The 24,100-nt window shown below is 69.8% G+C and carries 22 protein-coding genes; 8 read left to right on the top strand and 14 right to left on the bottom strand.

Annotated elements, in window-relative coordinates; all coding sequences use genetic code 11:
* Positions 1 to 18 precede the first annotated feature (18 nt).
* A complete protein-coding gene (locus F9C12_RS04670) occupies positions 19 to 912 on the top strand; it encodes an HpcH/HpaI aldolase/citrate lyase family protein (protein ID WP_409464893.1) in 894 nt (297 codons plus the stop codon).
* Between the two features lie 65 nt (positions 913 to 977).
* On the opposite strand, the gene F9C12_RS04665 is transcribed toward F9C12_RS04670, so the two are convergent.
* The 11 genes from F9C12_RS04665 to F9C12_RS04615 form a co-directional block, all read right to left on the bottom strand.
* On the bottom strand, positions 978 to 1,673 hold the full coding sequence (locus F9C12_RS04665; RefSeq protein WP_409180719.1) for a GntR family transcriptional regulator: 696 nt from the start codon (positions 1,671 to 1,673) through the stop codon (positions 978 to 980).
* A gap of 102 nt (positions 1,674 to 1,775) precedes the next feature.
* Positions 1,776 to 2,609, bottom strand: coding sequence for a thioesterase family protein (locus F9C12_RS04660; protein WP_409466966.1), 834 nt, complete (start codon positions 2,607 to 2,609; stop codon positions 1,776 to 1,778).
* Positions 2,610 to 2,903: 294 nt separating this feature from the next.
* Positions 2,904 to 4,055 (bottom strand): CoA transferase, encoded by a 1,152-nt coding sequence (locus tag F9C12_RS04655; RefSeq protein ID WP_409464892.1) that lies wholly within the window; start codon positions 4,053 to 4,055, stop codon positions 2,904 to 2,906.
* On the bottom strand, positions 4,052 to 4,864 hold the full coding sequence (locus tag F9C12_RS04650) for an enoyl-CoA hydratase/isomerase family protein (protein WP_409464891.1): 813 nt from the start codon (positions 4,862 to 4,864) through the stop codon (positions 4,052 to 4,054). The genes F9C12_RS04655 and F9C12_RS04650 overlap by 4 nt, the downstream gene beginning before the upstream one ends.
* Positions 4,861 to 6,549 carry a CoA-transferase gene (locus tag F9C12_RS04645; protein ID WP_409464890.1) on the bottom strand — a complete coding sequence of 563 codons (1,689 nt, stop codon included), beginning with the start codon at positions 6,547 to 6,549 and terminating at the stop codon, positions 4,861 to 4,863. The genes F9C12_RS04650 and F9C12_RS04645 overlap by 4 nt, the downstream gene beginning before the upstream one ends.
* Positions 6,546 to 7,001 carry a MaoC family dehydratase gene (locus F9C12_RS04640; RefSeq protein ID WP_409464889.1) on the bottom strand — a complete coding sequence of 152 codons (456 nt, stop codon included), beginning with the start codon at positions 6,999 to 7,001 and terminating at the stop codon, positions 6,546 to 6,548. The genes F9C12_RS04645 and F9C12_RS04640 overlap by 4 nt, the downstream gene beginning before the upstream one ends.
* Positions 6,998 to 8,212 (bottom strand): acetyl-CoA C-acetyltransferase, encoded by a 1,215-nt coding sequence (locus tag F9C12_RS04635; RefSeq protein WP_409464888.1) that lies wholly within the window; start codon positions 8,210 to 8,212, stop codon positions 6,998 to 7,000. The genes F9C12_RS04640 and F9C12_RS04635 overlap by 4 nt, the downstream gene beginning before the upstream one ends.
* Entirely contained in the window at positions 8,205 to 9,068 is an 864-nt protein-coding gene (locus F9C12_RS04630) for a MaoC family dehydratase N-terminal domain-containing protein (RefSeq protein WP_409464887.1), read from the bottom strand. The genes F9C12_RS04635 and F9C12_RS04630 overlap by 8 nt, the downstream gene beginning before the upstream one ends.
* Positions 9,065 to 9,784, bottom strand: a complete 720-nt coding sequence (gene fabG / locus F9C12_RS04625; RefSeq protein WP_409180712.1) for a 3-oxoacyl-ACP reductase FabG — start codon at positions 9,782 to 9,784, stop codon at positions 9,065 to 9,067. The genes F9C12_RS04630 and fabG overlap by 4 nt, the downstream gene beginning before the upstream one ends.
* A gap of 9 nt (positions 9,785 to 9,793) precedes the next feature.
* The gene (locus tag F9C12_RS04620; RefSeq protein ID WP_409464886.1) at positions 9,794 to 10,942 is read right to left on the bottom strand and encodes an acyl-CoA dehydrogenase family protein; all 1,149 of its coding nucleotides are present in this window, start codon (positions 10,940 to 10,942) and stop codon (positions 9,794 to 9,796) included.
* A 73-nt stretch (positions 10,943 to 11,015) separates the two neighbouring features.
* On the bottom strand, positions 11,016 to 12,185 hold the full coding sequence (locus tag F9C12_RS04615) for an acyl-CoA dehydrogenase family protein (protein ID WP_409464885.1): 1,170 nt from the start codon (positions 12,183 to 12,185) through the stop codon (positions 11,016 to 11,018).
* A 217-nt stretch (positions 12,186 to 12,402) separates the two neighbouring features.
* Between F9C12_RS04615 and F9C12_RS04610 the strand changes: the two genes are divergently transcribed.
* A complete protein-coding gene (locus F9C12_RS04610) occupies positions 12,403 to 13,074 on the top strand; it encodes a GntR family transcriptional regulator (RefSeq protein WP_409466965.1) in 672 nt (223 codons plus the stop codon).
* Positions 13,075 to 13,229: 155 nt separating this feature from the next.
* Complete coding sequence (locus F9C12_RS04605) at positions 13,230 to 14,381, top strand: CaiB/BaiF CoA transferase family protein (RefSeq protein ID WP_409464884.1); 1,152 nt, start codon at positions 13,230 to 13,232, stop codon at positions 14,379 to 14,381.
* Between the two features lie 19 nt (positions 14,382 to 14,400).
* Here the strand turns inward: F9C12_RS04605 and F9C12_RS04600 are convergent, their stop codons facing one another.
* The gene (locus F9C12_RS04600; RefSeq protein WP_409464883.1) at positions 14,401 to 15,387 is read right to left on the bottom strand and encodes an AraC family transcriptional regulator; all 987 of its coding nucleotides are present in this window, start codon (positions 15,385 to 15,387) and stop codon (positions 14,401 to 14,403) included.
* A 199-nt stretch (positions 15,388 to 15,586) separates the two neighbouring features.
* On the opposite strand from F9C12_RS04600, the gene F9C12_RS04595 reads away from it, so the two are divergent.
* Genes F9C12_RS04595 through F9C12_RS04585 form a run of 3 tightly spaced genes read left to right on the top strand, consistent with a single transcriptional unit; the run spans position 15,587 to position 19,187 of the window.
* Positions 15,587 to 16,063 carry a MaoC family dehydratase gene (locus F9C12_RS04595; protein ID WP_409464882.1) on the top strand — a complete coding sequence of 159 codons (477 nt, stop codon included), beginning with the start codon at positions 15,587 to 15,589 and terminating at the stop codon, positions 16,061 to 16,063.
* Positions 16,064 to 16,080: 17 nt separating this feature from the next.
* Positions 16,081 to 18,030, top strand: coding sequence for an AMP-binding protein (locus tag F9C12_RS04590; RefSeq protein ID WP_409464881.1), 1,950 nt, complete (start codon positions 16,081 to 16,083; stop codon positions 18,028 to 18,030).
* Positions 18,027 to 19,187 carry an acyl-CoA dehydrogenase family protein gene (locus F9C12_RS04585; protein ID WP_409464880.1) on the top strand — a complete coding sequence of 387 codons (1,161 nt, stop codon included), beginning with the start codon at positions 18,027 to 18,029 and terminating at the stop codon, positions 19,185 to 19,187. Before F9C12_RS04590 ends, F9C12_RS04585 begins: the two co-directional genes overlap by 4 nt.
* A gap of 151 nt (positions 19,188 to 19,338) precedes the next feature.
* Here F9C12_RS04585 and F9C12_RS04580 read toward each other — a convergent pair whose 3' ends face one another.
* Positions 19,339 to 20,679, bottom strand: a complete 1,341-nt coding sequence (locus tag F9C12_RS04580; RefSeq protein ID WP_409180704.1) for an MFS transporter — start codon at positions 20,677 to 20,679, stop codon at positions 19,339 to 19,341.
* A 342-nt stretch (positions 20,680 to 21,021) separates the two neighbouring features.
* Between F9C12_RS04580 and F9C12_RS04575 the strand changes: the two genes are divergently transcribed.
* Together F9C12_RS04575 and F9C12_RS04570 are read left to right on the top strand one after the other, a co-directional pair.
* A complete protein-coding gene (locus tag F9C12_RS04575; RefSeq protein ID WP_409464879.1) occupies positions 21,022 to 21,966 on the top strand; it encodes an alpha/beta hydrolase in 945 nt (314 codons plus the stop codon).
* Positions 21,967 to 22,020: 54 nt separating this feature from the next.
* The gene (locus tag F9C12_RS04570) at positions 22,021 to 22,890 is read left to right on the top strand and encodes a helix-turn-helix domain-containing protein (RefSeq protein ID WP_409464878.1); all 870 of its coding nucleotides are present in this window, start codon (positions 22,021 to 22,023) and stop codon (positions 22,888 to 22,890) included.
* 164 nt (positions 22,891 to 23,054) lie between these two features.
* On the opposite strand, the gene F9C12_RS04565 is transcribed toward F9C12_RS04570, so the two are convergent.
* The gene (locus tag F9C12_RS04565) at positions 23,055 to 24,062 is read right to left on the bottom strand and encodes a condensation domain-containing protein (protein ID WP_409464877.1); all 1,008 of its coding nucleotides are present in this window, start codon (positions 24,060 to 24,062) and stop codon (positions 23,055 to 23,057) included.
* Between the last annotated feature and the right edge of the window lie 38 nt (positions 24,063 to 24,100).

The raw sequence follows: 24,100 nt of genomic DNA, 5'->3' as shown, positions 1-24,100 counted from the left end.
GACAACTGGAGAACACTGATGAAGCCGTACCGTTCCATGCTTTTCGTGCCCGGCCACAAGGCTTCGTGGGCCGACAAGGGTCTCGCGTCGGGCGCCGACGCGCTGATCCTCGACCTCGAGGACTCCGTGCCCGCCGCGAGCAAGGACGAGGCGCGCCCGGTTGTCGCGGAGACGATCGACCGGCTGCACGCCCAGGGCATTCGCCCGGACCTCTGGGTGCGGCCCAACGCGTCGGTCAGCGGCCTGCAGGGCGCGGACCTGGAAGCGGTCATCCGGCCCGGACTGGCCGGGCTGTTCCTGCCGAAGGTGTTCGACGCCGAGGAACTGGTGCGGATCGACGCGGTCGTGTCGCACATCGAGGCGCGCGAAGGGCTGCCGGCCGGGAGCGTCGGGCTGATCGTGAGCTACGAGACCGCGGCGTCGATGGCGCGTTGCGAGGAGATCGCGGCGGCGACGCCCCGGGTCGCGAGTCTGCTCGGCGCGACCGGCCCGAGCGCCGACGTCGGCCGTGAACTGGGCTTCGAGTTCACTCCGGCCGGGCTGGAGACGCTCTATCTGCGCAGCCGGATCGTGCTCGCCGCCCGCGCGGCCGGGCTGCACCACCCGGTGGCCGGGGTCTGGCAGGACATCCGAGACCTGGACGGCGCCCGCCAGTTCTGCGTGGACAACAAGCAGCTCGGCTACCGCGGCATGGTGTGCATCCACCCCTCGCACGTGGCGATCGCCAACGAGGTGTTCACGCCGGCGCCCGAGGCGGTCGACCACTCGCGCCGGCTGATCGAGGCGTTCCGCGCGGCCGAGGCCGCGGGCAGCGCGGCGGTGGACTTCGAAGGCCAGCACGTCGACATCGCGCACGTGAAGACCGCGGAGGGGATCGTCGCGCAGGCCGAGGCGATCGCGGCGAAAGCCTGACGGCTTCGCGCCGGTCGGCAAAAGGCCGGGCTCCCGCGGGAGCCCGGCCTTTTGCCCGGTGCGGACTATTCGGCCTCGTCTGCCCAGAGACCGCGCTCTTCGAGCATCCGGACGACGTTGTCGGCCCCGTCGAGGATGTGCCGCTCCGCGATCGTCCGGGCTTTGCGGGCGTGGCGGCCGCGCAGGGCCTGCACGAGTTCGGCGTGGTCGGCGAGAGTGTGGTCGACGTGGCCTTCGATCGCGGCGTAGAAGCGGTTCGGCAGGTGCTTGACCACGGAGCTGAGCAGCAGCGTGAGCCGGTGGGAGTCGGCGGCCAGGTTGAGCTGGCGGTGGAACTCGTGGCCGAGCCGGGTGATGGCTTCGTCGTCGCCGGCGCCTGCGGCCTTCTCGAAATCCTCGTTGATCGCTTCGAGCCGGGCGACCTGGTCCGGCGTGATCTTCTTGGCGGCGCGCGCGGCCAGTTCGGCGGAGAACTGCGCCTGGGCCCAGAACAGGTCGCGCACGTCCTGGCGCGACACCGGGGCGACGACGAACCCGCGCCGCGGCACGAGTTCGACGAAACCCTCGCTGCGCAACGAGAGCAGTCCCTCGCGGACCGGGGTGTTGCTCACCCCGACCGCTTCGGCGATCGGTTCGGTGCGCAGGAACTCGCCCGGTTTGACCTTGCCGGACATGATCAGTTCCCGGACGTAAGTCGCCACTTCCTCGGGCAGCTGCTGGCGGCGGTCGCCGCTGCGCAGCCGGGCCAGTTCGTCAGCCACGTGCCACCTTCCCGCTGCCTCGAAGCGATTTCGAGGGACCTTGCCGTCAGTCGGACGCCGTCTCGTGCCGTCCAAGAAATAACATCATATACAAAGGGCAGGTCATCGTGGCACGGGCGGCAGGCTCTCCGGCGCGCCGACCCGCCGGGGATCCACCGGCGCGGCGGCGAGCAGCGCGCTGCCGCTGACAGTGCCGAGCGGCCCTTCCCGGTCGAAGAGCGTCGCGGTCGAAGCGACGACGCCGTCGTGCTCCACGCGCTGCCCGGCAGCGAGGCCCAGGTGCAGGTCGGCCGCGGGCGCGCGGCCGAGCGAGAGGGTGAGGTCGGCGTTGATGAACTCGAGGCCGGCGTCTCCCCAGTTCGTCACGAGATTCACCAGGTCGGCCACGGTGGCCGCGTGCTGGAACGGGGTGGGCCGTTCCCCGCGCACGATCTCCTGCGGGAACACCCAGAGGGTTTTGCGCGCGGCGTTCTGATGGGGATCGGGCGATCCCGTCCAGCCGACTCCGTCGCTGTGGAACACCCGGGGTTCGTCCGTCGCGGGGGACACGTCCGGCGGAGGCGGCGCGGAGCAGCGTTCCGGAGCCCACGCGGTGCCGACCGAGGGGGAGCCGCCGGCGAGGAAGAGCCCGGAAGCCTTCCCGACGAGGACGTCCCCTTGCCACAGCGTCGCTTCGACCAGGCAGAGCCTCCGCCCGCGCCGCACGACCTCCGCACGGGCGGCAGCGGGGACATACCCGGCCGGGCGGAGCAGGTCGACAGTCCAGCGGACAGGGCGGAGAAGTCCCGGTGCGACGATCCGTTCGGCGGCTCGCGCGAGCGCTCCGCTCGTCGCCATCCCGCGCAGCTGCGCGCCGCCGCCCCAGCTCGCGCGTGCTTCGGGGAGCGGGTGCAGGATCTCGCCGTCCGGGCCGGGTTCCGCGGTGAAGAAGGCCATGGTCACTTCACGAATATAACATTATATATGGAAGAGGGGATGCACTGCGGCGGAGGCGTTTCCCGGATCGAGTTCCCTCCGGCAACGAGCCCGTGGCGGCAAGCAGTCAGGCAGAGTTCGTTCGGCACGGCAGGTGTCCGGTGGAGAGAAGGGCTCGTCGCTCGGGTGCGGCACCAGCTGGGGCAGACGGGCCGGTCGGGTGCTGGCTAGTCCGAGAGGCTGCCTTGGCTCGCCCGCCAGCTTGCTGACCGGGTCCGGCTGGTCCCGCCGAGTGTTGCGGTGCGCGCTGCTGCTTCACCGGCTTGCGGAGGTCGGCAGTACCTCGTCGTTGTGCTGTCCCACTTCCGGCGCGGGCTGGGGCGCCAGCCGGTGTCCGTTGACCTGGATCGGCGATTTCGGGGCCCAATGTGGTCCCGCGCCGGGCTGGTCGACTTCGCTGAACAGTGCCAGTTCCCGTAGTGCCGCGCCGCCGTCGCGGCCGAGTTCGGCGAAGCTTCGGTAGCGTTCCCACAGGATTCGGTGCCGGGTCAGTGCTTCCGCCACTTCCTCGTACGGCGTCTGCCCGAACCACCGGGCCAGCAGCGGGGTGATCACGTCCCGGTGCTGGTAGCGGTCGGATTCGGTGGCGAACGAGATTCCGAGCGTTTGGCTCAGTCCGGCGAAGGCGTCGGACAGTCCGGTCGCGGCGAGCATTTTGTGCCAGTGTCGTTCGGTGAGCAGGACGATCATCACGCGGACGCCGTCGGCGGTTTCGAAGTCGTCGCCGTAGGTGCCGTAGATTTCGTTGCCGGATTTGGTGCGCGAGTGGTCGGTGAGCTGGGCTTCGGCGAGATAGCCGAGGTTTCCGGCGGTAGCGAGCGCGACGTCCTCCAGCGCGACCCGGATCGACCGGCCCTCGCCGGTGACCTGCCGGTGCCGTTCGGCGGCCAGAAGGCCGACGGCCAGGTACAGCCCGGCGCAGACGTCCCACGCGGGCAGGACGTGGTTGACCGGTTCGGGTCCGGTGCCGGTGAGCAGCGGGAAGCCGGTGGCGGCCTGCACGGTGTAGTCGACCGCGGCGCCGCCGTCGGCTCGGCCGGTGAGCAGGACGTGGATGAGGTCCGGCCGCCGCTCGCTCAGCGCCTCGTAGCCGAGGTCGGCGTGCCGTTCGGTGTTGGTCACGACCACGCACGGGCCGCCGTCGACGATCAGGTCGGCCACCCGGCGGCGGTCCACTTCGGACTCCAGGTCGACCGCGATCGCGCGTTTCCCCTTGTTCAGTCCGGACCAGTAGAGGCTGGTCCCGGAGTCGGAGAGCGGCCAGCGGGTGCGGTCGGCGGCGCCGCCGAGCGGTTCGACCCGGACGACGTCCGCGCCGAGCTGAGCGAGGGTGAGTCCGCACAGCGGGGTCGCGACGTAGGCGGACAGTTCCACGACCCGGAGTCCGGCCAGCAGTGCGGGGTTCATGCGTCGTGCACCCGGGAGAAGTCCGGCTTGCGGCGTTCCCGGTGCGAGGCGAGGCCTTCGTGCACCTCGGGCCCGCCGAAGCCGTAGAACTCCAGTGCCAGCGAGGAGTCGAAGATCCCGCCGGCGAGCTGGCGGTACCAGAGATTGAGGCTCTGCTTGGTCCAGCGGATCGCGGTGGGCGCGCCGTTGGCGAGTTCGTGTGCGATCTCGCGGGCGGTGGGCAGCAGGTCGGCTTCGTCGTCGACGCACAGCGACACCAGGCCGATCCGTTCGGCTTCGGCGCCGTTGAGCGGGCGGCAGGTCATCAGGTAGTACTTGGCTTTCGCCATGCCGCACAGCAGCGGCCAGCACACCGCGGCGTGGTCGCCCGCGGCGACGCCGAGGCGCGTGTGGCCGTCGATGATTTTCGCGTTGGCGGTGACGACGGAGACGTCCGCGAGCACGCCGGCGACGAGTCCGGCGCCGACGGCGGGGCCGTGGATCGCGGAGACGATCGGCTTCGAGCAGTCGATCACGTTGTAGACGAGGTCGCGCGCCTCGCGCATGGTGCGGGAGCGCGCTTCGAAGTCGGTGGCGAGTTTTTCGACGAGATCGAACGATCCGCCTGCGGAGAAGCCTTTGCCTTCGCCGCGCAGCAGGACGGCTTTGACCTCGGGGTCGCGGTCGAACTCGCGCCAGATGTCGGCGAGGTCGGCGTGCGCGGCTTCGCTGACCGCGTTGAGGTTCGGGGCGTCGAGGACCAGTTCGAGGACGCCGTCCTCGTCGGGTCCGTCGACTCGCAGGTTTGCGAATCGTGCGTAGCGGCTCATGCCGTTCCTTTCCTGCCGTCGCCGAGGAACAAGCCCTCGCGGTCGTATTTCCGCAATTGCTGGACGTCGCCGGCGGTCACCTCGGGCAGCTCGCTCAGGTCGTCCGCGACGGCGAGGTCCCAGCCGCAGCGGGAGCGGACGTGCTCGACGCGTTCGGCCAGCGGCTCGGGCCCGGGCGCGATCGCGGTGAGCACGAGTTCGCCGTCGCGCCGGGTCAGAACGCCGAGGTCGGTGACCACTGCCCGGACTCGCGCGCCGGGGCTGGTGACGTAGCTGCAGTTTTCGATGAACCGCCGCGGGCTCATCGTCCCGACGACGTAGGTTTCGTCGGCTCCGGTCACGACGTCGTTGCCGCCGCCCGAGCCGACAAGATACGGGCCGCCTTCGATGCGCGTGGTGTTGATGTTGCCCTGGCGGTCGATCTCCGCCGCGCCGACGCAGGCGATCGACCGGGTCGCCGGGCCGTTCACCAGGTTCCCGAGCGCCTGTTCGGTGTCGAGCAGCATCGAGGACGAGGGGAAGTTGGCGAAGCTGAAGATGAACGGGTCGCCGGGCGTCGGGGTGTAGTCCCAGAGGCCGAGTTCGGCCGCCAGCGCGACGTCGTGCCCGTCCGCCTTCGCCTGTTCGACGGCCGCCCAGGCGGCGAGGTTCGCCAGCCCGGCTCCGGCCAGCACCCCGTCGGCTCCGGTCTCGGCGATCCGGGACCGGACCAGCGCGGCGAGCCAGGTCGCCGCGCGTTCCGGCCGCGTCACGGGTCCGGTGTGTTCGCCGCGTCCGGTGGGCGGCGTCGGCTGCCCGAGGGTGCGGGTCAGCCGGTCGAGTCGCGGTTTGCCGAGTTTCGCCAGGTAGGTGTCATGGTCGAGGAGGATCCACTCGCGGATCCAGCCGTCGAAGTCCTCCGAGCGGCTCGCTTCCCGGGCGGCGATCCAGAATTCGACGTCCTCGACGTAGCCCTCGACCGGCAGCCGCGCGCCCTCGGTGCCGGGGAAGACGCCACCGGGATGGGCCCCGAACGGAGCCTCGACCACGGCCAGCACCCGGTGCGCCGGAACACGGACGAACGGTGCCCAGGGACGCAGGTCGTCCACGACCTTTTCCACCGTCGCCAGCACTCCGCGCCGGGCGGCGAACGCACCGATCGACCCCTCGAACATCGGCGGTGCGATCGCCAGATTGCCCTGCCGGTCGGCGACCGCGGCGTGCACGATCGCGACGTCCGGGGTGAGCGGCGCGACCAGCCCGACGCGGCCGAACGGCGTGTCGACCTCCGCGTAGCCGGGGTTCTCGGTCATCGAGGAATCGCGCACCGAGCCGGTGACCACCGCGGGCACGCCGGTCGCGGCGGCGCGCAACCCCTGGATATAGCTCAGGAACGACCAGTTCTCGACCTCGACCGTGCCGTCCGCGTAGGCCTGCTGGAACACCGGATTCGGCGTGAACACGGGAAACGAGTCTCCCGAGTAGACAGTCACCACCTTCTCCAGGCACCCGGAGCGGAACAGCACCGCGCCGAGCGAGGACAGGCTGGCCATGATCAGTGTGAACCGCGACGGCCGCTGCCAGTGCTGCCGCGCGATCTCGCGCACCAGAGCGCTCCAGCGGCTGTGTCCCAGGATGACGTGCAGCGCGTCGCCCTCGCGAACATGGCGGGCAACAGCTTCGTCCAGACGGCAGAACTCGGTCATCCGGCCACGACCACCAAAGTTTCGGCGACACACGCCGGTTTCTCCGTGCCTTCGAGTTCCACCGTGTACCGCGTGGTGACGGTGACTCCGGCGGCACCGTCTTTCACCTCGGCGAACGACGCGCTCGCGCGCAGCCGCGAGCCGACCGGAACCGGCGCCGGGAAGCGAACTTTGCCCAGGCCGTAATTGATCCGCGCGGACCCGAAGTCGAGCCGGACCAGCTGCGCGCTGAAGTACGGGATCAGCGACAGCGTGAGGAAACCGTGCGCGATCGTCGACCCGAACGGTCCGTTCGCGGCCCGCTCGGGATCGGTGTGGATCCACTGGCGGTCGCCGGTGGCCTCGGCGAACGCGTCGATCCGCGCCTGGTCGACGGCGAACCATTCGGTCGGCCCGATTTCCTCGCCGATCGCGGCCCGCACCTCGTCCGCCGAGCCGAAAACGCGGGTCATGCCGTGACCCGCTCGAACACCGCGGCCAGGCCCTGACCGCCGCCGATGCACATCGTCTCCAGCCCGTACCGGGCTTCGCGGCGGTGCATTTCGCGGGCCATGGTGGCGAGAATCCGGGTGCCGGTCGCGCCGACCGGGTGGCCCAGCGAGATCCCGGAACCATGCACGTTGAGCCGGTCGAAATCCTTTTCGCCGAAACCCCATTCGCGGGTGCAGGCGAGTGCCTGGGCGGCGAAGGCTTCGTTGAGTTCGATGAGGTCGATGTCGGAGATCGTGAGCCCGGCGCGTTCCAGCGCGAGCGCCGAAGCGGGCACCGGCCCGATGCCCATCACCTTCGGCTCGACTCCGGCCACGCCGTGGGAGACCAGTCGGACGAGGGGGCGGAGGCCGAGTTGCTCGGCTCGTTCGCGGGTGGTGACGATGCAGACGGCGGCGGCGTCGTTCTGTCCGCTGGCGTTGCCCGCGGTGACGGTGGCGTCGGGATCTTGTTTGCCGAGCACCGGCCGGAGCTTGGCAAGCGTTTCGACGGTCGTGTCGGGCCGGGGGTGCTCGTCGGTGTCCACGACGACGGTGCCCTTCCGCGTCTCCACCGGCACCGGGACGATCTCCTCGGCGAACACCCCGGACTGTTGCGCGGCGACGGCCCGCTGATGAGAGGTAGCGGCGAGCCGGTCCTGCTCTTCGCGGCTGATGTCGTACTGCCGCCGCAGGTTCTCCGCGGTTTCGAGCATGCCGCCGGGGACGGGGTAGTGCTTGCCGCCGGGGGTTTGGCGGCCGCGGGTGAGGGAGTCATGGAGGTGGACGCCTGCTCCGGTGGCTCCCCAGCGGAGGTCGTTGGCGTAGAAGACGGTGTTGGACATGCTTTCCGCGCCGCCCGCGACGATCAGCTCGCTCGCGCCCGCCTGGACCTGCAGCGCGGCGAGCAGCACGGATTGCAGTCCGGAGCCGCAGCGGCGGTCGACCTGCATGCCGGGGACGGTGACCGGCAGCCCGGCGTCGAGCGCGACGACGCGGCCGATCGCGGGGGCTTCGGCGGTGGGGTAGCAGTGGCCGAGGATGACGTCGTCGATGGCGTCGGCGGGCAAGCCCGTGCGATCGAGGAGGCCCTTGAGCGCGATGGTGCCGAGGTCGGCGGCGGGGACGCTCTTGAGCGCACCGCCGAAGCGGCCGATCGGGGTGCGGACGGGTTCGCAGATGACGGCGTCACGCATGGGGAGTGCCTTCCTGGTGGTAGTCGGCTTCGAGGCTGGTGCGCGGTCCGGCGTCCCCGAGGAGGGTCAGGGTCGCGCCGCCGGGGCGGGGTTCGGTGTGCAGGCGCGCGGGCTGGCCGCAGAACAGCGGGGCCAGGTTGCGGTGGGCCAGCCGGGCGACCCGCGCGCTGGGGTGGTCCAGGCGCAGCACTTCGGCCAGCGCCAGCGACATCAGCGGTCCGTGCACGACCAGGCCGGGATAGCCCTCGACCCGGGTCGCGTAGGGCCAGTCGTAGTGGATGCGGTGCGGGTTCGCGGTGGCGGCGGAGAAGCGCATCAGCAGGGCGGGATCGGTCGCGAAGTCCCACCCGTCTTCGCCGCGGCGGAACGGGGCGCCGGCGAGGCCGGCGGGTTCGGCCGGGGCTTCGGAGGCGGTCGCGCCCGCTTCGCGGTAGATCAGGTCCTGCCGTTCCTCGACGAGCGGCACACCGTCCACTCCGGACAGTACGGTCCGAACCACGACGATCACCAACCGTCCGGAGCGGCCGGTCTTCTCCGTCACCGAGTCCACAATGGACCTCCGGGTCACCGTTTCGCCGATCTTGGGCGGGCGGTGTATCAGGACTTCTCCACCGGCGAACATCCGCCGGGGCAGGTCGATCGGCGGGAGGAACGTGCCGCGGGCGGGGTGTCCGTCGGGGCCGAGTTCGGAGGAGGCGGGCCAGCGAGGGAGGGCGACCCAGTGCCACAGCGGCGGCAGATCGTCGCCCGGCCGGGGCGTGGGCAGGCCGTTGTCGAAGAGCGCGGCCAGCGCGGTGACCGGGGCGGGGTCGACGAGTTCCGCGGTGGTGACGGCGTGCGGTTCCCAGCTGGTCACATGAACCGCCCGCCGGTCACCTCGAGCACTGTGCCGGTCATGTAGGAGGACAGGTCGGAAGCGAGAAACAGTGCCACCGAAGCGATTTCGCCCACCTCGCCCGCGCGGCGCATCGGGATTTCGGCCATCTTCTGGTCCCAGGCTTTCTGCGGCATGGCCTCGGTCATCGCGGTGCGGATCAGGCCCGGCTGGATCGCGTTGACCCGGACCCCGTGGTGGGCCATCTCCTTGGCCGCGGCCTTGGTCAGCCCGACGATCCCGGCTTTGGCGGCGGAGTAGTTGGTCTGCCCGACCATGCCGACCTTCCCCGACAGCGACGACAGGTTCACGATCGAGCCGCTCTTGCGTTCGCGCATGATCGCGGCGGCTTTGCGGGTGCCGTTCCAGGTTCCCTTGAGGTGCACGGAGATGACCTGGTCGAAGTCGTCCTCGGTCATGGTGCGCATGGTCGCGTCGCGGGTGATGCCCGCGTTGTTGACGAACACATCGACCGGCGCGGGCGCCGCGGCCAGGAGAGCGTCCACATCGGACGCCTTGGTGACGTCGCAGGCAACGCCGACGGCGTCCAAGCTCTCGGCGGCTTTCGCGGCTGCCGCGCCGTCGATGTCGCCCAGCACGACCCGGGCTCCGTGGGCGACGAACAGTTCGGCGATGGCGAGTCCGATGCCTTGGGCGGCTCCGGTGATGACGGCGGTCCGGCCGGCGAGGAGAGTCATGGGGTTCCCTCAGATCTTGTTGCGGGCGATGAGCTGGGCGGCGATGACGTTGCGCTGGATTTCGTTGGTGCCTTCGCCGACGATCATCAAGGGAGCGTCGCGGAAGTAGCGTTCGACGTCGTACTCCTTCGAGTAGCCGTAGCCGCCGTGCACGCGGATCGCATCGAGCGCGACCTGCATCGCGGTCTCCGACGCGAACAGCTTCGCCATCCCGGCCTCCATATCCGCGCGTTCGCCCGCGTCGAGCTTCTCCGCCGCGTCCAAGGTGAGCAGCCGGGCGGCGCGCATCTTGGTGGCCATGTCGGCGAGGAGATTCCCGACGGACTGGTGTTTCCAGATGGGTTTGCCGAAGGACTCGCGTTCCTGGGCATAGCGGACGGCGTCGTTCAACGCGGCCTGCCCGACCCCCAGCGCCCGCGAGGCCACCTGGATCCGGCCGACTTCCAGCCCCCGCATCATGTGCGCCCAACCCCGGTTCGGCTCACCGCCGAGAACGGCGTCGGCGGGGACCTTCTGACCGTCGAAAACGAGTTCGCACGCTTCGACGCCGCGGTAGCCGAGTTTCGGGAGCTTCTTGGAGATGGTGAGTCCGTCCCCGGGTTCGACCAGCAGCACGCTCATGCCGCGGTGCGCGGGTTTCGCGTCGCGGTCGGTGATGCACAGCAGCCCGATCAGGCCGGAATGCGCGGCATTGGAGATCCAGGTTTTCGACCCGGTGATGGTGTAGCCGTCGTCGCCCGGCACGGCGTGGGTGCGCATCGCCTGCAGATCGCTGCCGCCGCCGGGTTCGGTGAGCGCCATGGTCGCGCGGATGCGTCCTTCGGCCATGGCGGGCAAGTACTTCTCGCGCTGCTCAGGCGTGCCGAATGTCTTGATCAGATAGGTGATGACCGAGTGCCCGCCGATCGCGCCCGCGAGGCTCATCCAGCCGCGCGCGAGTTCCTCGGTGACGCGCGCGAAACACGCAGTGCTCACATCGACACCGCCGTACTCGGCCGGGGCCAGCAGCCCGAAAAACCCGAGCTTCTTCATCTCGTCGATGAACTCGGCCGGGTAGACGTCGTCGGCTTCGAATTCGCGGACCCGGGGCCGGACCCGCTCGTCCACGAACTCCGCGACCAGGGCGACCATCTGCTGTTCGTCGTCGGTGAGCGTCATCGCCCGTTCCCTTCCCGTGTCTGCCGAACAATGCGCTCGACCATCTGCCCGGCCGCCGCGGCCGTGCGGCTGGTCATTTCTGTGCCTTCTTGGCTTGGCGGATGAGGCCGCTGCCGATGATGAGGCGTTGGATTTCGCTGGTGCCTTCGTAGAGCCGCAGGAGGCGGATGTCGCGGTAGATGCGTTCGACGGGGACGTCGCGCATGTATCCGGTGCCGCCGTGGATCTGGACGGCGAGGTCGGCGACCTTGCCTGCCATCTCGGTGCAGTACAGTTTCGCCGCCGAGGGGCCGATCCTGCGGTCTTCGCCGGACACGTACCGGGCGGCGGTTTCGCGCACCAGGGCGCGTCCGGCCATGATTCCGGTCTGCTGGTCGGCGAGCATGGCTTGGACGAGCTGGAAGTCGCCGATCGGCTGGCCGCCTTGGGTCGCGGAGGCGGCGTAGGCGAGGGATTCGTCCAGTGCGCGTTGCGCGGATCCGACGGCGAGCGCGGCGATGTGGACGCGTCCGCGGGCGAGGGAGGTCATCGCGGCGCGGTATCCGGCGTCTTCGTTGCCGCCGACGAGCGCGGAGGCGGGGACGCGGACGTTGGTGAGGGTGACGTCGGCGGTCCAGGCGCCTTCCTGGCCCATTTTCTTGTCTTTGGGCCCGACCTCCAGCCCGGGCGTGTCGGCGGGGACGAGGAAGACGGCGATGCCGGGTCCGGAGTCGTCGGCGGGCCGGGTGCGGGCGAAGACGACGAACAGGTCCGCCAGGGGTGCGTTGGTGATGAACCGTTTCTGCCCGTCGAGCACCCAGCCGTTCCCGTCGCGTACGGCCTTGGTGCGCAGCCCCGCGGGGTTGGACCCGGCGCCCGGTTCCGTCAGCGCGAAGGACGCGACGACTTCGCCGGTGGCGATGCGTTCGAGCCACTGCGCTTTCTGTTCGTCGGTGCCGAATCCGACCAGGACTTGTCCGGCGATGCCGTTGTTGGTGCCGAACATCGACCGCAGCGCCAGCGAGGTGTAGCCGAACTCCATGGCCAGCTCGACGTCCTGGGTCAGGTCGAGTCCGAGTCCGCCCCATTCCTGCGGGATCGCGTAGCCGAACAGGCCCGTCTCCGCGGCTTGCGCGCGCAGGTCGTCGGGGATGGCGTCGCCGTCCATGATTTCCTGTTCGCGCGGGACGACCTTGGTGCGGACGAAGTCGCGCACCAGGTCCAGGATGGGCCGGAAGTCCTCGGGGGTCACCGATGCTGCCATGGGTCCCACTATGGCCTACCGGGCTGGCGCAGAAAATAGTTTATCAGAAATCATCGAATGGCTCACACCTTCGGACGCGCCGCGTTGCGGGTGTTCTCCCAGGTCGGAGGGGGATTCGTGGGGTGGGGGGCGCTCGTGGCGGAGGCGGCATGAGCTCCCCGGTCGTGTAATACTTGATCCGAAGCAGCAGGCAAGTGGAGGGGAGCAGGCGGTGGCGATGTCCACGGGCGCCGGGTCGCGGCGCACTGGTCCGGCGAACCTCAACGCGATGGCCGCGCAGGAAATCCGGCGCCGGGTTTTCTCCGGCCGGCTGCGGGCCGGGGCGAAGATCGACCAGGACGCGCTCGCCGGCGAACTCGGCATCAGCAAGCTGCCCGTCCGGGAAGCGTTGATCACCCTCGACCACGAGGGCGTGGTGGAGCACATCGCCCGCCGGGGCGCGTTCGTTGCCCGGCTGACCCGCGACGACATCCGCGACCACTACCGCGTGTTCGGCGTCGTGTCCGGACTGGCCGCCGAACGCGCGGCGAAAAACCTGACCCCAGGAAGCCTGCAAGCACTGGAAGATCTCGTCGACCGGATGGGACAAGAGGCGGATCCCGCGGAGCTGGAAGGGCTCAACTTCGAGTTCCACCGCCGAATCAATCACGCGTCGGATTCGCGTCGGCTGATCTCGATCCTGGCGATCCTGGTGAAGACTGTGTCGCACGGGTTCTACGAAGCGCACGCGGATTGGCCGGACAAGGCCGCCGAGGATCATCGCCGGATCCTGAAGGCGCTGAGCACCCGGTCGGCCGCGCGTGCCCGGTCGCTCGTGGAGAAGCATTTCTCCGACGGGGGCGAGCGGGCGGTGGCGTTGCTGGAGAAGCAGGGTTTCTGGGAGCACTGACCGGGTCTTTCGGCGACTGCGCTGAACCGGCCCCGGCGATGGTGCGGGAGCTGAGCCCGCAGACTTTCCCTGGGCAGAAGGTCGAGGGGGTAGCACCGGCAGTAGATAATACATAATATGTTCGAATGCGTGCCCGAACTGCCGAGGGAGTGCCGATGACGACCGAGACGAACCGCCGTGGACCGCTCGCCGGGGTTCGGGCGGTGGCGCTCGCCGGGATGGGGCCGACGCCGTTCACGAGCATGCTGCTGGCCGACCTGGGCGCGGAGGTGGTCCGGGTGGCGCGGCCGGCGAACAACCGGGGCCGCGCGCTCGGTCAGACCGAGGGCATGGCCGCCGAGCACGATCTCGCCAACCGGGGGGTCGACACGGTCCAGGCTGATCTGAAATCGGCCGACGGCGTGCGCGCGGTGCGGCGGCTCACCGAAGCGGCCGACGTGTTCATCGAGGGATACCGCCCCGGCGTCGCGGAGCGCCTCGGGCTGGGGCCGGAGGTCCTCCTGGCCCGGAATCCCGCGCTGGTGTACGCGCGCCTGACCGGGTACGGGCAGTCCGGCCCGCTCGCGCAGCGGGCGGGCCACGACATCAACTACGTCGCCCAGACCGGTGCGCTGCACGCGATGGCCCGGGAAGGGGAGGCGCCGCGGCCGCCGATCAACCTCCTCGGCGACTACGCGGGCGGGGCGCTCGTGGCCGCCTTCGGCATCGTGAGCGCGCTGTTCGAAACCCGCGCGTCGGGCCGCGGCCAGGTGCTCGACGCGGCGATGATCGACGGCGTCGCCTTGCTGACCGCCAAGCTGCAGGGCCTGCGCGCGGCCGGCCGCTACTCCGACGAACCCGGTACGAACTACCTCGATTCGGGCGCGCCGTTCTACGACACCTACCGCTGCGCGGACGGCCGGTATGTCGCGGTCGGCGCGTTGGAGCCCGATTTCTACCGGGAGTTCGTCTCCCGGCTCGGCGTCGACTCGGCCGAGTGGCCAGACCAGGACGACCGCGCGGCGTGGCCTCGGCTGCGCTCGCTCATCGCGGCCGCTTTCGCGGCGAAGGACCGCGACGAATGGGCCCGGATCTACGCGGGGACCGATGCGTGTGTAACGCCGGTGCTCACGTTCGACGAGGCGGCCGAGCATCCGCACAACGCCGAGCGGGCGGTGTTCGGCCGGGTCGGCGACGTGCTCCACCCGCGCCCGGCCCCGCGGTTCAGCCGAACCCCGGCGCGCGAGCCGTCCGCGCCCGACGCGGCGGTGCTGGACTTGGACCGGCTGCTGGCCGCGTGGACGCAGCCCCGGGAGCGGTCGGCCTGACCCCCGCGGAGACCGCCCGTCAGCCGCGGGGGCGGGCGGTCTCCGACGGAAGCATCCCGAACCGTTCGCGATACTGCTGCGCGAACCGGCCGGGGTGGTGGAACCCCCAGCGCGCCGCGACGTCGGTGACCGAGTCCGCCGCGCCGGACAGCAGCTCCCGGCGCACCCGGTCCAGCCGGACCGCGCGGAGGTAGGCCATCGGGGACTTGCCCACCGCCTCTTGAAAGCCCGCCTGCAGCGCGCGGGGGCTGATGGCGGCCATGGCGGCCAGGTCCGCGGTCGTGACGCTCTTCTCGGGATTCCGGTCGAGATAGTCGACGACTTCCCGGATGCGCGACCCCCGGGTGTGCGCGGGGCGGCTGTGCAGCCTCGCGCTGAGGCTGCTGGGCACGGTCATGAGCAGCTGGGTCATCAGCGCCGACTCGAACTCGTGGCACGCGGCCGGAACGGTGGCGAGCCCGCCGTCGCGGCTCAGTTCGGCGTAGAGGAAGCCCACTGTCGCGAGGAACGACTGCGCGGTGCTCGACCGGAGGGAGAACGTGAGGTCGAAGTCGATCTCCTCGCGGACCGGTTGCCCGGTCAGCTTCGCCGCGTGCGCCTCGAGCAGGTCTTTCGGGAGTTTGACGTGGTACTGCCACGAATCCGCGCTCCACCGCACCAGGACCGGGGACTGCGGCACGAAGGCCACTCCCGCCTCGCCGGCCGCGAACGTCCGGTGCGCGCCGTGCTGCTCCACCGTGCTGGTGCCGGTGGCGGGCAGGTTGACGTGGTAGCACAGCCGCATCGGCGGGCCGACGATCGTGGTGTCCGCGCCGTAGGCCATCCGCCCGATCGTGAGGTGCGCCGACGGCGCGAGGTCGAGCCGGAATCGCATGCCGGCGCGGTCGGCGACCCGCACGTCGTGGCTCGCGAAGGCGCGCGTCACCTGCTCCCGCGCGGTCTCGAGGTCGGCGGTGCGGAAACGGACCGGTCCGGGCGGCACGGCGGGCCGCGGGCGATCAGGCATCGGCGCCTCCTCGGGGTGTCCCAGACGGTCGTCAAGAATATATGATGTGTGCAACCTGGCTAGACGGTGACCGGTCGAGAGTATATTTTATATTTGTTGCGAGCGAGGCGGCCGCGGAGGCGCGGGCCTGCCCGGACCGCAGCGGCCGAGACGATCGACCAGGCGCCGCGCCGAGCGCGCGGCGGGGAGAGGACACCGGATGGCAGGCCTGTACTTCGAGGAGTTCGAACCGGGGATGGTCATCGACCACCCGACGCGGCGCACCGTCACCGAGGCGGACAACACGCTGTTCAGCGTCATGACGCTCAATCTCGCTCCGTTGCACCTCGACGCGGAGTACAGCAAGAACAGCATTTACGGACAACGGCTGGTGAACAGCCTGTTCATCCTCGGCCTGGTGTCCGGGGTGACGGTGCCGGAGACGACCCAGGGGACCACCCTGGGCAACCTGGGCTTCGAGAAGATCACCTTCCCCAAGCCGGTGTTCCACGGCGACACGATCCACGTGCGCACCGAAATCGTCAGCAAGCGCGAGTCCAAGAGCCGCGGCGATTCGGGCATCGTGATGTTCCGCCACCTCGGCATCAACCAGCGCGACGAGATCGTGTGCGACGCCCTGCGCGCGGGCCTGATGCTGAAGCGGTCCGCCGCCGAGGCGCCCGCCGCGCAGAGCTGAGCGGAAAGGGGCCGGACATGGCCGAGGACGAGACAGGCTACGCCTGGATGCCGCCCGGGGAAGTGCGCGACCGCAGCCGTTACCTCGGCGCGCTGCGGAAGTGGGGCCTGCCCGGAGACGCGGAAGGCGTGTCCGAGGCGAACCGGCGGGCGATCGCCGACCCGGAGTGGTTCTGGCGCGCGGTCGTCGAGGACCTGGACATCGCTTTCGCGGAACCGTTCGAGCGGGTGCTCGACGAATCCGAGGGGAAACCGTTCCCTCGCTGGTTCCCCGGGGGCCGGATCAACGTCGCCGAACTGGGTGCGCACCGGCATGCCCGCGGCGAACTCGCGGGCAAGACCGCGGTGGTCTACGAGGGAGATTCCGGACAGCGGCGCACGCTGACCTTCGGCGAACTGGACGAGCAGGTGCGCCGGTTCGCGGCGAACCTCGCCGCGCTCGGCGTTTCGCGGGGCGACCGGGTCGTGCTCTACCTGCCAGTGGTGCCCGAGGCGGTCGTGGCGTTCCTCGCGATCGCCCTGCTCGGGGCGATCGCGGTACCGACGTTCAGCGGCTACGCGGCGGACGCCCTTGCCACCCGGCTGCAGGATTCCGAAGCTGTCGCGCTGATCACCGCGGACGGGACGACCCGGCGCGGCAAGGTAGTCCCGCTGAAGGCGACCGCGGACGCGGCACTGGCGGAGGCGCCGTCGGTGCGCGCGGTCGTGGTAGTCCGCCACCTCGGCATCGACGTGGCGTGGACGGCTGGCCGCGACTGGCACTTCGACGAGCTGGACCCGTCGCCCGCGCCGGTCGAGACCGCGGCCACCGAGGCGAACGACCCGCTCACCGTCGTCTACACGTCGGGCACGACCGGTCGTCCGAAGGGCATCGTGCACTCCCACGGCGGGTTCGCGGTGAAGACCGCCGTCGATTTCGCTTACGGCTTCGACGTGCACGCCGACGACGTCGTCTGCTGGATCACCGACCTCGGCTGGCTGGTCGGGCCGATGCTGATGACCGGCCCGCTGCAGCTCGGCGCGACCATCGTGATGATCGAGGGCCTGCCGACGCATCCCACGCCGGACCGGATGTGGGAGGTGGTCGAGCGCAACGGCGTTACCGTGCAAGGCATCGCGCCTACCGCGGCACGCGCATTGCGTGCGGCGCAAGGCAAACCAGGCCACGAACTGGCGACGTTGCGCTCGTTCGTCTCCACCGGTGAAGCGTGGGACGAGCCGACCTGGTGGTGGCTGTTCGACCAGGTCGGAAAACGCCGGGTGCCGATCGTCAACTACAGCGGCGGCACCGAGGTCGGCGGCGGGCTGCTGATCGGCTATCCGTTCCTGCCCGCCGCGGCGGCCGCGTTCACCGGCCCGCTGCCCGGAGTCGACGCGGCGGTGCTCGACGACGACGGCTCGCCGATCGCCGACGCGATCGGCGAATTGGCGGTGCGCAACACCTTTCCCGGGATGACGCACGCGTTCTGGCACGACCGCGAGCGCTATCTCGACACGTACTGGGCACGGTTCCCGGACGTCTGGGTGCACGGTGATCTGTGCAGTGTGGACAGTGCCGGGCAGTGGCGGATCCACGGCCGCTCCGACGACACGCTGAAACTGGCCGGCCGCCGGGTCGGACCGGCGGAGATCGAAGCGGCCCTGCTGCGGGACAAGCGGATCGCCGAGGTAGCCGTGATCGGCGCGCCGGACGAACTGCGCGGCCAGCGCGCGGTGGCGTTCGCGGTGCTGCGTGCCGGTGGAGCGGAACCTGACGACCTGCAAGAGGTCGCGCTGGAGAACGCGGGGAAGTCGTTCGCCCCGGAGGTGCGCGTCGTGCCGACGCTGCCGAAAACCAAGAACGGCAAGATCATGCGGCGCGCCATCCGGGCGCGGTTCGTCGGGGCGCCGGTCGGCGACCTGTCGTCGCTGGACCCGGCCACGCCGCTCGAAGACATCCCGGTGCTCGCGGAGGAGAACGCGCAATGACCGACCCGGAAAGCAACGTCGAGATCGTCCGGAAGGCGACGCGGGAGCTGGCCCGCAAGTTCGACCACGATTACTGGCTGGACAAGGACCGCAGGCATGAATACCCGTGGGACTTCGTGAAGGCGTTCGCGGCGGGCGGCTGGCTGGGCGCGATGATCCCGGAGGAGTACGGCGGCATCGGCCTCGGCCTGGAAGAGGCCGCGGTGATGATGGGGGAGATCTCCGCGTCGGGCGCTGGGATGGCGGGCGGTTCGGCGATCCATTTCTACGTGTTCCCGCCGGCTCCTTTGGTCAAGTACGGCTCGGAGGAGCTGAAGCGGGAGTTCCTGCCGAAGCTGGCGGCGGGGGAGCTGTTGATGGCGTTCGGGGTGACCGAGCCGGACGCCGGGGTGGACACGTCGCGGATCAAAACCAAAGCGACCAAAGTGGACGGTGGCTGGAAGATCAACGGCAAGAAGGTCTTCATCACCAATGCGCAGAACGCGCAGAAGATCCTGCTGCTGGCGCGCACGTCGCCGCGGCGGGAGGACAAGCCGCTGTACGGGATGTCGTTGTTCTTCGCGGACATGGACCGGGATCGAATCACGGTCCGGGAGATCGAGAAGCTGGGCCGCGCGGCGATCGACACGAACGAGCTGTTCATCGACGATCTGTTCGTGGCCGACGACCGGCTGGTCGGCGAGGTGGACAAGGGGTTCTACTATCTGCTGGACGGGTTGAACCCGGAGCGCATCGTGGTCGGCATGGAGGGCATCGGCCTCGGCCGGGCCGCGCTGGACATCGCTGCCGAGTACGCGAAGAACCGGGTGGTGTTCGACCGGCCGATCGGGCAGAACCAGGCCGTGGCGCATCCGCTGGCGGACTCGTGGATCCGGCTGGAGGCCGCCGAAGGCATGGTCCTGCGGGCGGCGAGGCTGTTCGATGAGGGCCAGCCGTGCGGTCCGGAAGCCGCGGCGGCGAAATACCTCGGTGCCGAGGGTGGTTTCGAGGCGTGCGACCGGGCGTTCTCGACGCTGGGCGGCTACGCCTACGCGAAGGAGTACCACGTGGAGCGGCTGTGGCGGGAGGTCCGGTTGCTGCGCAACGCGCCGTTCTCCCAGGAGATGGTGCGGAACTACATCTCGCAGCAGGTCCTGGGGCTGCCGCGCTCGTACTGAGGTCAGCGGCAGAGGAACGGGCGGGGCTTCCGGCGGATCGCCGGAGGCCCCGCCCGTTTTCGCGTGGGTTGGCACTGACCGGGAATCCCGCGCATAGCAAACTGGCCGGGAGTCCCCCTTGCGGCGAACTCCCGGCCAGCGGCCCGGGGACTCATCCGGCGACGAGTTCTCCCCGGTCCATTTCGTAGTGCCGGGTCTCCTTGAGCCCGAGGGTGCAGACGGCGCTGATCAAGGCCAGCACCGCGAGGAATCCGCCCAGTGCAAGGGATCCGGCGGCTCCGATGATCGGGGCGGCCACCAGCGGCGGAACGGCGCCGCCCAGGATGCCGGCGACGTTGTAGCAGAATCCGGCCGCCGTGTAGCGGTAGCGAGTGATGAACAGCTCCGGCATGAACGCGCTGACCGGACCGAAGACGAGCCCGGCGAAGACCAGCGTCAGGCAGACCCCCGCGCCGTAGGAGAAGGCCGTGCCGATGTCCAGCACCGGGAACAAGGCGAGTGCCCAGGCGATGGAGACGAAGGTGGACACGAGGATGACCCGGCGCCGGCCGAACCGGTCGGACAGCACCGCGCCGAGAATCATCGAGACGCACCACACGACGCCGGCGAGCACGCCGATCGAGAGCACTGTGGTCTTGGCCAGGTGCAGGTGGGCGGTGCCGTAGGAGGCGAGGAAACTGCCGCTGAGATAGAAGAAGGCGAACACCATGACCAGCACTCCGGAGCCGAACAGCATCTGGCGCGGCTGGTTGCGGAACGCCTCGGCGAGCGGGGCGGACGAGGTGCCGGACCGGCTGGTTTCGCGGCGGAACACGGGCGACTCCTCGATCTTCAGCCGCACGACGAGGCCGACGCCGATCAGCACCACGCTGGCCACGAACGGGATGCGCCAGCCGTAGCTGACGAAGTCCTCGTTGCTCATGGTGAGGCCGGCGATCAGGAACGTGAGGTTGGCCAGCACGACCGCGACCGCGCCGCCGAGCGAGCCGAACATCGAGTAGAAGCCGCGTTTGGCCTTGGGGGCGCTTTCCGCCGCGAGCAGGGTCGCGCCCGCCCATTCACCGCCGACCGCGAGACCTTGCAGGACGCGCAGCAGCAACACCAGCAGGGGCGCGGCCACCCCGATCTGCGCGGCGGTCGGCATCAGTCCGATGAGGACGGTGGAGAGCCCCATCAGGAAAAGCGTGGTGATCAGAGTCTTCTTGCGGCCGACGCGGTCGCCGAAGTGCCCGAACAGGATCGCGCCGAGCGGCCGCCCGAGAAACGCGACGCCCTGGGTGGCGAACGCGGCCACGGTCCCCGCGGCCGGTCCGAGGGCGGGGAAGAACACGTGCGGGAACACCAGCGCGGAGGCGGTTCCGTAGATCAGGAAGTCGTAGTACTCGATCACAGTCCCGGTGCTGCTGGCGATCGCGATGCGGCGCATGTCCTTCTTGGACGCCGTGACGGCGGGAGGCGGCTCGACGCCGGCGGTCTGCTGAGGCTGGTCCATAGCTCTTCCTTGAGGGGGCCGAGTGTCAGTAAGAAGTAAAATATAAAATGCAGAGTCACACTCTCCGTGGGGGAAGCGCGGGTGTCAACCGGCAGGCGCCGCCTCGCGAGGATCGGGCAGGAAGCGTTATCTCTGAGAGTTTTTCGCGACTTGCGCACGAGGTTGAGAAGCGTGACCGGGCGTGGAGGCGGGGCCAGGAGGACGGCTGCGCCTCGCCGGGCTCGCCCGGTATCCAGGGATGAATCCTTCCTAGGAAAAAACCCGATCTGGTACGGCCCCGCGCGGAGGACGAGTGTGGAAGACAGGCCGGGGAAACGCCCCGAGCACGAACGAGGAGGCAGCATGGCCACCGGCACCGTCGAACACGTGAAGTTCCGCAACCGCGACATGTACTGGGACATCGCGGCGGATCTGCACTTCCCGCCGGGCTTCGACGAGACCACGACCTATCCCGCGATCGTCGCGGCCCACCCGATCGGCAGCTGCAAGGAGCAGACCTCCGGCAACGTGTACGCCCCGGCGCTGGCCGAGGCCGGATACGTGGTCATCGCGTTCGACGCCAGCTTCCAGGGCGCCAGCGGCGGCGAACCGCGGTTCCTGGAAGACCCCGCCCAGCGCGTCCAGGACTTCAGCCGCGTCGTCGACTACCTGGTGACCCTTCCGTACGTCGACGCCGACCGGATCGGCGTGGTCGGGGTCTGCGGAGGCGGCGGGTACACCCTCGCGGCGGCGAAGACCGAGAAGCGCTTCAAGGCCGTGGTGTCGGTCACCGGCGTCAACTTCGGGCGGCTTCAGCGGGAGATGGCAGGCCAGAACGGCGGCGTGCTCCAGGCACTCGGCGCGGTCGGCCAGCAGCGCACCGCGGAGGCGCGCGGGGAGCAGAGCGCGGTCAACGCGTTCCTGCCGGACACGGCCGAGGCGGCGCAGCAGACCGGGGACATCGACATCATCGAGGCCTTCGAGTACTACCGCACCGACCGCGGCCAGGCGGAGCACGGCTGCGTCCTGTTCGAGGTCGCGCACGGCACGGCGGCGCTGGGCTGGGACGCGTTCCACCTGGCCGAGGAGCTGCTCGACCAGCCGCTGCTGATCGTGATCGGGGACAAGGGCAAGCAGGGCGCGTTCGGCGCCTACCGCGACGGCCACGAGATCTACGAACGGGCCGCGTCCGCCGACAAGACTCTCCTCGAGGTCGACGGCGCTTCGCACTACGACCTGTACGACCGCCCGAACGGAGCGGGCGAGGCGCTGAAGACGATCGTCCCCTTCTTCGGCGACAAGCTCTGAGCCAACCCGGGAAAGCTTCATCCCCGGATAGCCGAGGGCCCTAGGATGGCAGACATGGCCGACGCGACGGCGGAACTGCGCGAGCTGGGACAGTTCTTCCAGCATCGCCGCGCTGAGCTGCAGCCGCACGAGGTCGGCCTCGACGTCCCGGCGGCGCAGCGCAGGCGTGTTCCTGGGCTGCGCCGCGACGAGGTGGCGCAGCTGGTCTCGATCAGCACGGACTACTACACGCGGATCGAGCAGGGCCGCCTCGCTCCGTCCGAACCGGTGCTGGACGCGCTGGAGCGGAACCTGCGGCTGGACGACGAACAGCGCGATTACGTCCGCACCCTGCTGGCCCGCACGAGCGCCCAGCCCGCACCGGCTCGGCGCAAGCGCGCGGTCCGCCCCCAGCTGGAGCGGCTGCTGGGCCAGCTGGACCGCGTGCCCGCGCTGGTGTTCGGCCGGTACCTGGACATCCTCGCGTGGAACGATCTCGCGGCCGCGCTGCTGCTCGATTTCAGCGAGATTCCCGAGCGGGACCGCAACTACGTCCGGCTGGTCTTCACGAATCCGGAAATGCGCGCGCGGTACCCGGAGTGGGAACAGGTCGCCCGCACGTGCGTCGCGGTGCTGCGAATGAACGCCGCGGGCAACCCGACCGACCCGGCCCTGTCGCGCCTGGTCGGGGATCTCTCCCTGACCAGCCCGGACTTCGGCCGCTGGTGGGCGGAACGCCGGGTGGCGCACCAGAACTTCGGCACGAAGACGGTCGCGCATCCCGAGGTAGGGGAGATGTCGCTGGACTGGGACAGCTTCCAGCAGGCAGGCAACGTCGACCAGCAGCTGGTGATCTGGTCGGCGGAGCCGGAGTCGGAATCGGCGGAACGGCTGGCCCGGCTTCGAGAGTCGGTTGCCTGGAAGTCCGGGCAACGCACGAGTTGACCTCGCTCAGCGCCGGATGGCGGACGAGAGCTCTAGATGTGAAGCGGCACGGCCGGCCGTTCTCGTCGCTCAGGCGACCGACGTGCTTCTCGGCACGCCGGCGATTCCTCGTGAAATTCTTGACAAGGTCGTCGGAAACCTTGCGCAGTACGTTCCCGGCATGACTACGAGGCACTGAACGCGGCAGGTCGCGGACACCACGGAGGTCGCGATGACGGTGGCGGCGAGCCGGACCGAGGTCCGCCACCGCAGCCGCGCCAAACCGTGGTCGCCGACAGCGTCGAGACGGGACAGCGCGTAGACCCAATCCGTCTGCCGGGCCGGACCTCGGAACGGAGGACGACGAGATTGGTCAAGGGGCCGACCATTTCCGCTGCATCCGTCATGGTGCGGTTGGGCACTGCCGTAGCCACCGCGATGTCCTCCTCCCGGCAGTAGCGCGAGAGAATCGTTTGGCATACCGCGAGCAGGCCTTCGAACAAGGTTCCCCCGTTGACTGCGGCTGTTTCGGTGATCCTGCGGGCGATTTGCGCCGGTATCCGGAACTCGCAGGGCACGCTGGTAATGCCAGACGCGTCGGGGCGCGCGCGGTCGGCCGGGAGGTGCAGGATCGGGAGGCCGGCGAGCCGGGCGCGCCAGTAATCGAGTTGGCTGGCTAAATCCTCGCGGGCCAGCCGGTCGCGCTGCCCTCTCACATAATCGGCATAGCGCAGCGCGGGCGCGGCCGCCCGGCCCGGCTCGACGGTCGAAGCCGCCGCGTACCCGGCGGCCAGTTCGGTAGCGAGGAATTCCAGGGAGGCGTCGTCGACCGCAAGGGCGTGCGCGCACAGCACCACCAGGTATTCGGCAGCGCCGAGCCGGAATGCAGCCACGCGCAGCAGCGGGCCGGAGCCCAGGTCAAAAGGTTCCCGGACCCAGGCGAGGAGGCGCGCGTCTAGCTCCGGTTCGCGCTCGGACCTGGTCAGCGAACGCAGATCGGTGAAACCGGCGCGGACTGGGCCGATCGGACGGACAGTTTGGCGCGGTTGTCCGCCTGTCTCGGAGAACGTCGTGCGCAGGAGTTCGTACCGGTGCCCAAGAGGCCGGGGGTCCGTGCTATAGGCACTTCGCTGGTGCGGGCGCGCCGCCGCGACAATGCCGAGCGAGCATCGTGATCCCTTACGGTGCTGCAAATTGCTCGGCAGTCAGATCGACCATTACCCAATCCGTG

The sequence above is a fragment of the Amycolatopsis sp. GA6-003 genome, assembly GCF_046267895.1.
Taxonomy (GTDB): Bacteria; Actinomycetota; Actinomycetes; order Mycobacteriales; family Pseudonocardiaceae; genus Amycolatopsis.
This window is presented reverse-complemented; position numbering and strand designations above follow the sequence as displayed.

Excerpts from the sequence above, each read along its gene's own strand:
- F9C12_RS04575 (WP_409464879.1), top strand. The coding sequence starts at position 21,022 with ATGGCCACCGGCACCGTCGAACACGTGAAGTTCCGCAACCGCGACATG.
- F9C12_RS04585 (WP_409464880.1), top strand. The coding sequence starts at position 18,027 with ATGACCGACCCGGAAAGCAACGTCGAGATCGTCCGGAAGGCGACGCGG.
- F9C12_RS04670 (WP_409464893.1), top strand. The coding sequence starts at position 19 with ATGAAGCCGTACCGTTCCATGCTTTTCGTGCCCGGCCACAAGGCTTCG.
- F9C12_RS04615 (WP_409464885.1), bottom strand. The coding sequence starts at position 12,185 with ATGGCAGCATCGGTGACCCCCGAGGACTTCCGGCCCATCCTGGACCTG.
- F9C12_RS04605 (WP_409464884.1), top strand. The coding sequence starts at position 13,230 with ATGACGACCGAGACGAACCGCCGTGGACCGCTCGCCGGGGTTCGGGCG.
- F9C12_RS04610 (WP_409466965.1), top strand. The coding sequence starts at position 12,403 with ATGTCCACGGGCGCCGGGTCGCGGCGCACTGGTCCGGCGAACCTCAAC.
- F9C12_RS04600 (WP_409464883.1), bottom strand. The coding sequence starts at position 15,387 with ATGCCTGATCGCCCGCGGCCCGCCGTGCCGCCCGGACCGGTCCGTTTC.
- F9C12_RS04660 (WP_409466966.1), bottom strand. The coding sequence starts at position 2,609 with ATGGCCTTCTTCACCGCGGAACCCGGCCCGGACGGCGAGATCCTGCAC.
- F9C12_RS04655 (WP_409464892.1), bottom strand. The coding sequence starts at position 4,055 with ATGAACCCCGCACTGCTGGCCGGACTCCGGGTCGTGGAACTGTCCGCC.
- F9C12_RS04640 (WP_409464889.1), bottom strand. The coding sequence starts at position 7,001 with ATGACCCGCGTTTTCGGCTCGGCGGACGAGGTGCGGGCCGCGATCGGC.
- F9C12_RS04570 (WP_409464878.1), top strand. The coding sequence starts at position 22,021 with ATGGCCGACGCGACGGCGGAACTGCGCGAGCTGGGACAGTTCTTCCAG.
- F9C12_RS04645 (WP_409464890.1), bottom strand. The coding sequence starts at position 6,549 with ATGACCGAGTTCTGCCGTCTGGACGAAGCTGTTGCCCGCCATGTTCGC.
- F9C12_RS04635 (WP_409464888.1), bottom strand. The coding sequence starts at position 8,212 with ATGCGTGACGCCGTCATCTGCGAACCCGTCCGCACCCCGATCGGCCGC.
- F9C12_RS04580 (WP_409180704.1), bottom strand. The coding sequence starts at position 20,679 with ATGGACCAGCCTCAGCAGACCGCCGGCGTCGAGCCGCCTCCCGCCGTC.
- F9C12_RS04620 (WP_409464886.1), bottom strand. The coding sequence starts at position 10,942 with ATGACGCTCACCGACGACGAACAGCAGATGGTCGCCCTGGTCGCGGAG.
- fabG (WP_409180712.1), bottom strand. The coding sequence starts at position 9,784 with ATGACTCTCCTCGCCGGCCGGACCGCCGTCATCACCGGAGCCGCCCAA.
- F9C12_RS04590 (WP_409464881.1), top strand. The coding sequence starts at position 16,081 with ATGGCCGAGGACGAGACAGGCTACGCCTGGATGCCGCCCGGGGAAGTG.
- F9C12_RS04595 (WP_409464882.1), top strand. The coding sequence starts at position 15,587 with ATGGCAGGCCTGTACTTCGAGGAGTTCGAACCGGGGATGGTCATCGAC.
- F9C12_RS04650 (WP_409464891.1), bottom strand. The coding sequence starts at position 4,864 with ATGAGCCGCTACGCACGATTCGCAAACCTGCGAGTCGACGGACCCGAC.